The 9,312-nt window shown below is 56.9% G+C and carries 10 protein-coding genes; 4 read left to right on the top strand and 6 right to left on the bottom strand.

Features of this window, described 5'->3' with window-relative positions:
- Nucleotides 1-203, bottom strand: a 203-nt coding sequence (locus Q8R39_01980; GenBank protein ID MDP3735176.1) for a hypothetical protein, incomplete at its 3' end; no start/stop codon positions are given.
- A gap of 287 nt (nucleotides 204-490) precedes the next feature.
- Between Q8R39_01980 and infC the strand changes: the two genes are divergently transcribed.
- From infC to Q8R39_02000, 4 genes are all read left to right on the top strand, one after another.
- On the top strand, nucleotides 491-1,030 hold the full coding sequence (gene infC / locus Q8R39_01985) for a translation initiation factor IF-3 (GenBank protein MDP3735177.1): 540 nt from the start codon (nucleotides 491-493) through the stop codon (nucleotides 1,028-1,030).
- Nucleotides 1,031-1,068: 38 nt separating this feature from the next.
- A complete protein-coding gene (locus Q8R39_01990) occupies nucleotides 1,069-1,287 on the top strand; it encodes a hypothetical protein (protein MDP3735178.1) in 219 nt (72 codons plus the stop codon).
- Between the two features lie 193 nt (nucleotides 1,288-1,480).
- Nucleotides 1,481-1,834, top strand: a complete 354-nt coding sequence (gene rplT / locus Q8R39_01995) for a 50S ribosomal protein L20 (GenBank protein MDP3735179.1) — start codon at nucleotides 1,481-1,483, stop codon at nucleotides 1,832-1,834.
- A gap of 148 nt (nucleotides 1,835-1,982) precedes the next feature.
- Complete coding sequence (locus tag Q8R39_02000) at nucleotides 1,983-2,504, top strand: hypothetical protein (GenBank protein MDP3735180.1); 522 nt, start codon at nucleotides 1,983-1,985, stop codon at nucleotides 2,502-2,504.
- Between the two features lie 140 nt (nucleotides 2,505-2,644).
- Here Q8R39_02000 and Q8R39_02005 read toward each other — a convergent pair whose 3' ends face one another.
- The 5 genes from Q8R39_02005 to Q8R39_02025 all read right to left on the bottom strand — a co-directional run bounded on the left by Q8R39_02005 (nucleotide 2,645) and on the right by Q8R39_02025 (nucleotide 9,114).
- A complete protein-coding gene (locus Q8R39_02005) occupies nucleotides 2,645-3,286 on the bottom strand; it encodes a hypothetical protein (GenBank protein MDP3735181.1) in 642 nt (213 codons plus the stop codon).
- Between the two features lie 190 nt (nucleotides 3,287-3,476).
- Nucleotides 3,477-4,829, bottom strand: coding sequence for an MBL fold metallo-hydrolase (locus Q8R39_02010; GenBank protein MDP3735182.1), 1,353 nt, complete (start codon nucleotides 4,827-4,829; stop codon nucleotides 3,477-3,479).
- A 211-nt stretch (nucleotides 4,830-5,040) separates the two neighbouring features.
- The gene (locus tag Q8R39_02015) at nucleotides 5,041-6,435 is read right to left on the bottom strand and encodes a F0F1 ATP synthase subunit beta (GenBank protein ID MDP3735183.1); all 1,395 of its coding nucleotides are present in this window, start codon (nucleotides 6,433-6,435) and stop codon (nucleotides 5,041-5,043) included.
- Nucleotides 6,436-6,575: 140 nt separating this feature from the next.
- Nucleotides 6,576-7,514: a F0F1 ATP synthase subunit gamma gene (locus Q8R39_02020; GenBank protein ID MDP3735184.1), complete on the bottom strand. Its 939-nt coding sequence runs from the start codon at nucleotides 7,512-7,514 to the stop codon at nucleotides 6,576-6,578.
- Nucleotides 7,515-7,641: 127 nt separating this feature from the next.
- Nucleotides 7,642-9,114: a F0F1 ATP synthase subunit alpha gene (locus Q8R39_02025; GenBank protein ID MDP3735185.1), complete on the bottom strand. Its 1,473-nt coding sequence runs from the start codon at nucleotides 9,112-9,114 to the stop codon at nucleotides 7,642-7,644.
- Nucleotides 9,115-9,312: the final 198 nt, after the last annotated feature.

The following is a 9,312-nucleotide window of genomic DNA, read 5'->3' on the forward strand; positions in this document are numbered from 1 at the left end:
AAAAGCGCCGCAATCGGCATCGCGAGCGTATAGATAAGGAATTTGACAATCTTGCTTGCAAGAAGAAAGAGGTGGCAGAAGTTGCAGGTGGGGCCGGTGCAGACAACGAGGCCCCCCTGCGCGAGAGCGAGGAGGGGGAGGGCACAGAGGATGACTGCGGCAAATATCGCTGAACGTAGCAGATAAGAATTTGGCCGTGACATAGCCTAATTTTCAATTCTCAATTTTCAATTTTCAATAAATTTTCAATGTTTCAATGACTCAACGATGGACGACGTCGTGTTTGAAAATTGATTCATTGCAAAATTGATTGAAAATTGGAAAATTGTAAATTGAAAATTCAAAATACAAGCGAGGCCGAGAATGTTCTGTTGCGACACTCTATGCATCATCAAGTGTACCATGCCACTCAAACCACCGATGACCTGACTGTGCACAACCCACCCCACGTTTTGCCACTCGAGCCCCAGCATGCTATACTGCTCTCACGTTGAAAGAACGCATCCGCATCAATCAGAATATACGCAGGGCGGAGCTCCGTGTCATCTCACCTGAGGGAGAGAATCTCGGCACGCTCTCGTTTGAAGACGCTTTTGCTCGCGCGCGCTCTCTCGGCCTCGACCTCATTGAAATTGCGCCGACGGCCGAGCCGCCGGTTGCAAAAATAATGGACTATGGTAAGTTCTGCTACGAGGCAAAGCGGAAAGAGCGTTCGACGCGCCAACGAAGAGTACACGTGACCGAAACGAAAAGCATCCAGGTCAAGGTCGGCACCGGCGAGCACGACCTCGCGCTTAAAGCGAAGCGCGTTGCAGAGTGGCTCGGCGAGGGCGACCGCGTAAAAATTGATCTTTTTCTCCCCGGCCGCACGAAGTATCTTGACCGCGCGTTTCTTGAAGATCGCCTCCTCAGGTTCATGCGCCTCATCCCCGAGGAGTACAAAATCGCCGACCCGGTGAGAAAGGCGCCGAAGGGGCTGTCGGTCACAATTGAACACGTTCGTAAAAAGAAAGTAGAAGGTGGAGAGTAGAAAGTAGGGCTACTTTTTACGCCCTCCGTTTGCATTCCATGCCCCACCCTCTACTTTCCACTCTCTACCTTCTCGTCATGAAATCCAATAAATCCTTTCTCAAACGGCTTCGAGTAACACCGCGCGGCAAGCTCATCGCGCGCGCGCCAGGGCAGAATCACTTCAACGCAAAGCAATCCGGTGCGGCGCGCATGTCGAAACGCCGCAGCGTACCGTTCGCGCTTGACGCAAAGACGGTAGGACGCTATATGAATTAAATCCCACCGACCCCCCGATGTAATAGGAGGCGCGAAAGCCAATTTTAATTACCGAAGCAGTTTAATTTTCAATTTACAATTTTCAATTTTCAGTAAATTTTCAATGTCTCAATGACGAACGACGTCGTGTTTGAAAATTGATTCATTGCAAAATTGATTGAAAATTGAAAATTGATAATTGAAAATTTTTATCATGGCTCGAGTCAAACGCGGCACCACATCACTGAAGCGCCGCCGCAATGTCTTGCGGCGCGTGAAAGGCTATCGCTTCGGCAGAAGCACGAAAGAACGCCAGGCGCGCGAGGCGATCGCGCATGCCGGAAAGTACGCCTTCGCGCACCGGAGAAAAAAGAAGGGCGACTTTCGCCGCCTCTGGCAGGTAAAAATTAACGCCGCCTCGAGAGCGGCCGGTCTCTCCTACAACGCCTTCATACACGCGCTCAAAAAAAACAACATAGCGCTCGACCGCAAAATCCTCGCCCTCTTCGCCGAAAAACGTCCTGAAACATTCGCGCGAATCATAAAGAAAGTAGAGAGTGGAAAGTAGAAAGTTGTATAGAGTGCATGTAACAATCGTCTGAATAAGTTCTTTCTAACCGGGGAGGGTTTCCGGGATGAACTTTTCCCGAGCATTGCTACTGGGATTATGCGTATCCCTGCCGCTGGGCCCACTCATGTTTGCCGCAGTGGCACACATGCAGCACGGTGATCGCCGTGGCGCGTATACGCTGGTGTTAGGTTCTATCGCCGCAAATGCGTTTTGGATTGCCACAGGCGTTGGACTGCTTACGGGCGTTGCGCAAGCACGCGCTCTATACGAGCTTGCGCTCACACACCATCGCCTGTTTGCGGTCTGCGGCGGGGTGATCGTCGGCGCATTCGGCTTTTATTTTTTATGGAACCGCGAAGCGCTCGTAGGTGCCAGGATATCCCGAAGAGTTTGGACCACGTTCTCCGTAGCACTACACAATCCTGATAGAATGTTTTTTGCCGTACTGCTTGCCAGACCATTCGGCATCCACCTCGATGATCTGTTCGCAGCGACGAGTGCGCTTTCCGGGATGGTGCTCGGAGATGCGGCTGGCTGGTTTATCACCCTGTACCTGTGTGCCCGTTTTGCGCCGGCAGCTCTGTTTGGACGTCTTATCGTATTTGTCGGCGGTGCGTTCGTGGTTCTTGGTGTATGCATCGTCGCGTATGGCCTTTGGTCGTATTAACCCCCTGCCGCAAAGCGGCAGGGGGTTGGATTTTTATATCAAGCGAAACAGCACCATTTGAAAGCAAGAGCACGGGGCAATAAAAGACGCGGGCGGTTACCCCATCTTCTACCCTCCACCCTCCACTTTCTACCCTCTCGTCACATCACCCTCCCCTCGCCCCGTCCCCCGATACCGTCGCTGTTCGCATACAAGCCGCGCTCGCGGACTTTGTCCTGCTCAACGAGCGCGATTACGCGCTCGACGAGCGTCCCCGGATCGCTGTCAAAGACGATCTTCGGGTTCGGACGATGGCCTTTCTCGACGATCATCCGCACGACCTCATCGGTCTCCCACTCGCCCTCAAGCACCCCGATCGGCTTGCCGTCTTCAAAGGCGATGGTGAACTCGTTGATGGTGCCGACGCGGCCGCAGCCGATGATGACGGCATCAGAGGCGCGGGTGAGGAGGAGGTTTCGCCCAGAATACCCAAAGCCGGTGTAGATGATAAGGTCGAGGTAGTCGAGCGGCAGCTTATAGACCCCTGCATGCTCCGCCTCGCTTGAGGCCGGAGAGAGCCCCACCGCGACACCGCCTTCCTCCTTGAGCCCCATCGTGGCCCAGAGCGGAAAGCCGGTCGTCGCGCCGGTGACCAAAATCGCATCGCGGCGCGCAATCTCGCGCCCGAGCTGTTTTGCGCGATCATACGCCTGAAGCCCGCAGTGTCCGGTCTCCGCGGCGCCGCTGACGCAGAGCTTGACGCGGAGGTGCGGGTGTTTGATGTGCTGGTGGGTGGGGGGCATACATTTACACAAAGTGGAAACGCAAGGTGTGTTGTTTATGAAGGCTGAAAAAGTACAGAACGCGCCCAATTTTCAATTTCCAATGATCAATTTTCAACAAATTTTCAATGCTTCAATGGCCAAATGACGGACGACGTCGTGTTTGAAAATTGGATAATTGAAAATTGATTGAAAATTGAAAATTGATAATTTAGGGAAGTGCATAGCTCTTCCCCTCCTCCGGCACCATGGCGTTCACTCCAAGATAATCTCGAAGCCGCTGGACCAAAAACAGCGACGCCTTGGGCTCTCCCATAGTGACGAATACCTGCTTCAGGGTATCCACGCCGCCTGCGACGAAATTGAGCAGTCCCTCCGAGTCCATATGCGCCGAGTAGCCACTGATGGTCTCGACCCGCGCACGAACGGGGACCTCGTCCCCGAGAATCGTTACTTTTCGCGCTCCGCTCTGAAGCAGCCTTCCGAGGCTCCCCGCCGCCTGGTAGCCCACGAGAAGAAGCGTTGAGTGCGGATCAGGAAGATGACGCCGCTCGTGGTGGATGATGCGGCCGCCCTGCGACATGCCGGAGCCCGCGATGATAATTTTCGGGTTCGGCGCGCTGTTAATCGCCTTCGACTCTTCGGTCGAGAGTGTAAACTTCAAACGCGGAAACGCAAAAATATCGTCCCCGCCCTCGATCTCGCGTCGCGCCTCTCCCCGGAGCTCAGCAGTGTGGCGCTTATAAATATCGGTTACCTTGATCGCAAGGGGAGAGTCTACGAACACCGGGAGCGCCGGTATCCGCCCGTGCTCGACAAGCTCATTCAAATGATACAAGAGCACCTGCGTGCGCTCAAGTGAAAACGCCGGGATCAAGAGCGCGCCACCCGCGCGCACCGTGTCTTCGATGACCATCTCGAGCTTATGTCTGCGGTCCTCCGGCGCTTCATGTACCCTGTCGCCGTAGACGCTCTCCATCACGAGATAGTCTGCCTCGGAGAGCGGCTCCGGGGCGGAGAGGAGCGGCGCCGGGCTGTTCCCGAGGTCGCCGGTGAACACCACGCGGCGGCCGTGGTACGAAATTTCTATCATCGCCGAGCCAAGAATGTGACCGGAGTCGAGGAGCCGCACCGAGAGCCCACCCCCGAGGTCAAGCGGATCGTGCAACTTCATATCGCGCCAGAGCGCCATAGTGCGCGAAACGTCTTGCTCATTGTAGAACGGCTCAGTGCCCGCGCGTCTCGCTTCTTTCTCAAGCACGCCGCAGCTGTCGCTCATCATCACCGCCGCGATCTCGCGCGTCGCTACGGTCGAGTAAATCACGCCGCGAAAGCCGTCGCGCACCAACTTCGGGATGCGACCCACATGGTCAATGTGTGCATGGGTCACGAACAGCACGTCAATCGTCGCCGGATCATACCCGAACGATTCGCGATTTTTATCCTCGCTAAACTTGCAGCCCTGAAAAAGCCCGCAGTCAACGAGCAATTTCTTCTCCGGCGTCTCAAGCAAAAAGTTCGCGCCGGTCACCGTACCGACGGCGCCGTGGAAGGAAAGGTGCATATTGCTACCAGAAGACATAATGTAATCAATAATACCAGACGACAAAAAGATGTCCGCAGTTTAATTTTCAATTTCCAATAAATTTTCACTGCTTCAATATCCCAATGACGGACGACGTCGTGTTTGAAAATTGAGTAATTGGAAAATTGATTGAAAATTGAGCATTGAAAATTAGCATGTACGACACCTAGAGAATTTGCCTTGAAACACCCTACCCAATCCCCGCGCTCTTCAAGTCCCCCACATACCGCATCCTCTCCGCAGCCACTTCATCATACTTCCCCGAGAGGATTGCCGCCACGTCGATCACGACCCGCTCGCGAGGAACGGAAACACCTCGTTTGCCGCTGAAAATTTCAGTCGCATAGAGCGGTTGCGTCATGTAGGCGATAATCTTTTCGGCGCGGTTGAACGCCGTGCGATCGTCCTGTGAGAGCTCCGCCTCGCCGATAATCGCGACAATGCGCGCGAGCCGCGCGTGGCGCGAGAGCGTCTCGAGCGCCTCGGTGACGGTGCGATAGTGCTCACCCCCAATTATATTCTCCGTGAGAATTGTCGAGGTGGAACGTAGAAGATCAAGCGGCGGGTAAAAGCCGCGCTGTGCCGTGGCGCGGGAGAGCACGACCGTCGCGTCAAGATGCGGCAGCACCGCTCTGACGCCCGGATCCCCGAGCTCGTCCGCCGGTACATAGACGGTCTGCACCGAGGTAATCGCGGCGCGCGGCGTGCTCGCGAGACGCCCTTCAAAGTGCGCGATCTCGCTCTCGAGCGTCGCCTGGTAACCGAACTCCGAGGGGATCTCCTCAAGCAGGGTCGACACTTCAGAACCCGCCTGCGCGAAGCGATAAATATTGTCAACGAAAAACAGCACGTCCGTCTCGAGATCATCCCGGAAGTATTCCGCGACCCGCGCCGCCGCCCACGCGACCCTGAAACGCACTACGGCATTCTCATTCATCTGCCCCATTAGAAGCGCGGTGGAGGAGAGGGTACCGGTGCGCTCGAGAGCTCTCCAGAGCTCATGCCCCTCGCGGATGCGTTCGCCGACCCCCGCAAATACCGCAACGCCGCGATGTCCTTTCGCTATGGCACGCAGGAGCTCCGTCATGAGTACAGTCTTCCCGACCCCGGCGCCCCCGATGAGCCCCACGCGCGCGCCACGCAGAAACGGCGTAAAAAAGTCGAGCGCCTTGATGCCGGTCTCAAACAGATCCTCGCCGCTGAATGATATGTGCGACTCGAGCGGGAGGAGCGCAGTCTCGTAGATTGAACGACGAGGAACTTCCGGAGCGATAGCCACCCCGTCGTCTATAGTCTCGCCGAAGAGGGACAGGACGCGGCCGAGTACCGCGCGACCGACCGGAACTGAGATGCCGCTTCCGGTGCCGAGGACGCGCGCTCTCCTCCGGAGCGTCGCTCTCGAGGAGAGGAGAAGACAGGAAATCGTGCGAGCTCGCCCATAGGAATACGTCTCGAGCGCAAGCTCGGGATTCTCCGGAGAGACCAAGAGCTCGCGCGGCGCCGGCAGATAACTGCCGATCGCCTCAATTTCCACGACCTGGCCGCGCACGGCGCGGATGGTACCGATGTAACGGGAATTATCCATAAAGACGAGCTGTTAGCTGATAGCTTTTAGCTTTTAGCTTTTAGAAGAACGACGTTGCGCGCGCTTTGCGCGCGCCGTCGCAGGCCCTCTAACAGCTAAAAGCTAACAGCTATAAGCTCAAACAGCACCCGTCACTCATTTTACCTCATCCCTCCCTCACGCGCAGGCGCTTCCTCCTTCTCCCGAATCCGCCGCCACTCGATAATGTTCGCGAACGCCTCGAGTGTACGCATGGATTCCAGGGCTCCCGTGACTCGACGCAGCGCGCCGCGTATGGACTGCATACGCGCGCCGATTGTCCGCTCGGCGGTGCTCATCGCGACGAGCCGCGCGGCAGTGCGCGCAAGTTCGGCTTCGAGAAACACGCGCTGGAACAAAAACCGCCGCACCTCGATCTCAAAAAAACGCGCGAGCAGGGCGAGCTCCGGCTCAAAGATATACGCGCTCGCCGACGCAGCCGCGAGCGCACTCTCCCCGCGCCCCGAGAGCTCGAGCGCATGGGTACCCGTCCCTCCGCGCCGCGTGCCCTCTCTCTGCGCCGCGCCGATTTCAATGGTCTCTATCCGCTGCGTCACGAGGTTAATAAACGCCGGGTAATAAAGCACGACGCGCTCGTATGCCTCAAGGCGAGAGAGGAGCGCCGCGAGCTCGCTCGCTCTAGGTATGTCTTCCGCGAACAGAAACGAGTGTATGCGCCGCGCATAGCCGAACTCTTTCATGTAGAGAGCGCCGACGCGCCCTATGACGATCGTCCGCGCCCCGTCGGGGAGCTCCCGCTCGATCAGCGCGCGCACGACGGCAAGGTTAAGCTCACCATAGAAACGGTGATTTGACGTGAGAGCGAGAGCGGCCATCCCGGAACCGCCGTGGGACGCGCGCACGACAGAGCCCTCGCGTTCCGCGCGGATACGGATCAGGGCGTAGAGATCGTGTACGCTCTGATAGAATGGAGCGCTTCGCTCGAACGTAGCCCGGACCCGCGCGATCGCCTTCAAACTCTGGTCCGCGAACGCGCTCGCGACGAACTGCAGCGCATCGAGATCGGCAAGGTCGTCTCGTAGTGATTCGCGGAGAGACATAAAAGTTAATTTCCAAGTAACCAATTTCCAAAAAATTAAATCTCAAACCCAACGACGGACGTGTTTAGAAATTAGAGCTTGAGATTTGGAAATTGAAATTGCAGATTTGGAACTTGGAAATTCGTCGCTATCTGCATACATTCTCAAACACATGCTTCACCCGTTCAAGCTCCGCGAGGAGCGCCTCAAGCGGCCGGTCGGTGAGCACGATATCACGGGCAGCCCTCAGCGCCGGAGAATCGGACGCCACCTGAAAGAGCTTCTCACTCCACTTCTCCGCAAACACCCGGCCCCGCGAGGCGAAAAACGAGGTAAACACGAGCGCGAGCACGAGCACGGTCGCAACGGGATCACGATAATCGCCCGGCCGCTGCCGCAGGAGTTCGAGCGAGACCAGCGCTTGGCTAATCGCCTGACGGGTCTCGCCGACAAGTTCGGCGCCAAACCTGCTGAAGGCCTCCCGTTCTTCAAAATCCGCAAGGAGCGCGAGCAGACGGTCGGCAAGTTCCTTCTGGGCAGCCCGCTGTGTTTGCTTACCGACACGCGTCACCGAACGGCTAATTTCAATCGACGGATACGACCCTCGGGCATAGAGCGAAGACGAGAAGAACAAGTGGCCGTCTGTCGCCGCCATCGCATTCGTCGGAATCAAAGTTGTCATGCTTTCCTCATCGCTCTCGAGGACGGGTAGGAGCGTAATGGTGCCCCGCTCGCCTTTGAAACGCCCCGCAAGCTCGATGAGGTGTGCATGCTGATAGAATATGTCGCCCGGGTACGACTCCCGCCCCGGTATGCTTCCCGCGAGCAGCGCCATCTCGCGGAGGTACTTGGCGTGCGTTGCGATATCGTCGAGGATCAGCAGCACGTCGCGCCCGTCTCTCGAAAAGGACTCCGCCAGTGCAAGAGCAGCCGCCGGCACGAGGGCGACGAGGGGCGTCGGCTCATCAGCGCGAGCGGCAACGATCGTCGTGTATGCTCTCGCGCCCGTCTCGTCGAGAAAGGCGCGGAACCGCCTGATCTGCGCAGCCGGTTTCCCTATCGCGGCGTACATACATATGACGCCGCTCCCGCGCTGGTTTGAGATGAAGTCCCGCAACACCGAGCCCTTGCCGCTCCGGATCGGGCCGATGATAAGCTCGCGCTGTCCGCGCCCCAGGGGCAGCAGAAGGTCAATGAGTGCGACGCCGGTCAAAAACTGTTCCGTGATCTCAGCGCGTCCCCGAATGCCGGTCGCGACGGGGTCTAACACGAGCGCCATACGCTCGCCCCCCACGGCGCCTTTCTCGTCGAGAAGATCGCCGAGCGGGCTCACCAGACGCCCTATGAGCTCCGAGGCCCTCGGAAGCGAGAGCGGAGTGTCCCTCTCAAAAAATTCGCTCCCCGCCTCGGCAAGCGTCTCGTCAAAGAGCACGGCGCGGACCCGGGTCTCGGAGAATGCGGTCACGAGCGCGCGCCTCCCCGCTCGATTGATGAGGAGTGAATTCAAACGCACGGACGGCAAGCCCTCGAGCTCCATGAGATAACGCGAGGAGCTGACGACGACGCCAACCTCGCGGCCGCCTCCATTCGAGTTTTGCTGGGACAGGGTACTGTTTGACATAAAAACCAAAGGGCTACCTGTAGCGAACGTCAAAAAATTTGTAACCAAAACTCACACAAGCTCCAATTTCCAACCAACAATTTCCAAACAAATTCCAATGATTCAAATTTCAATTTCCAAACACGACGTGCGTGTTTGAGATTTGATGCATTGGAATTTGAAATTTGTTTGGAGCTTGTTGGTTGGAGCTTGGAATTT

This window comes from bacterium, from assembly GCA_030697645.1.
In the GTDB taxonomy this organism is placed as follows: domain Bacteria; phylum Patescibacteriota; class Minisyncoccia; order Phycocordibacterales; family VMGT01; genus JAUYPI01.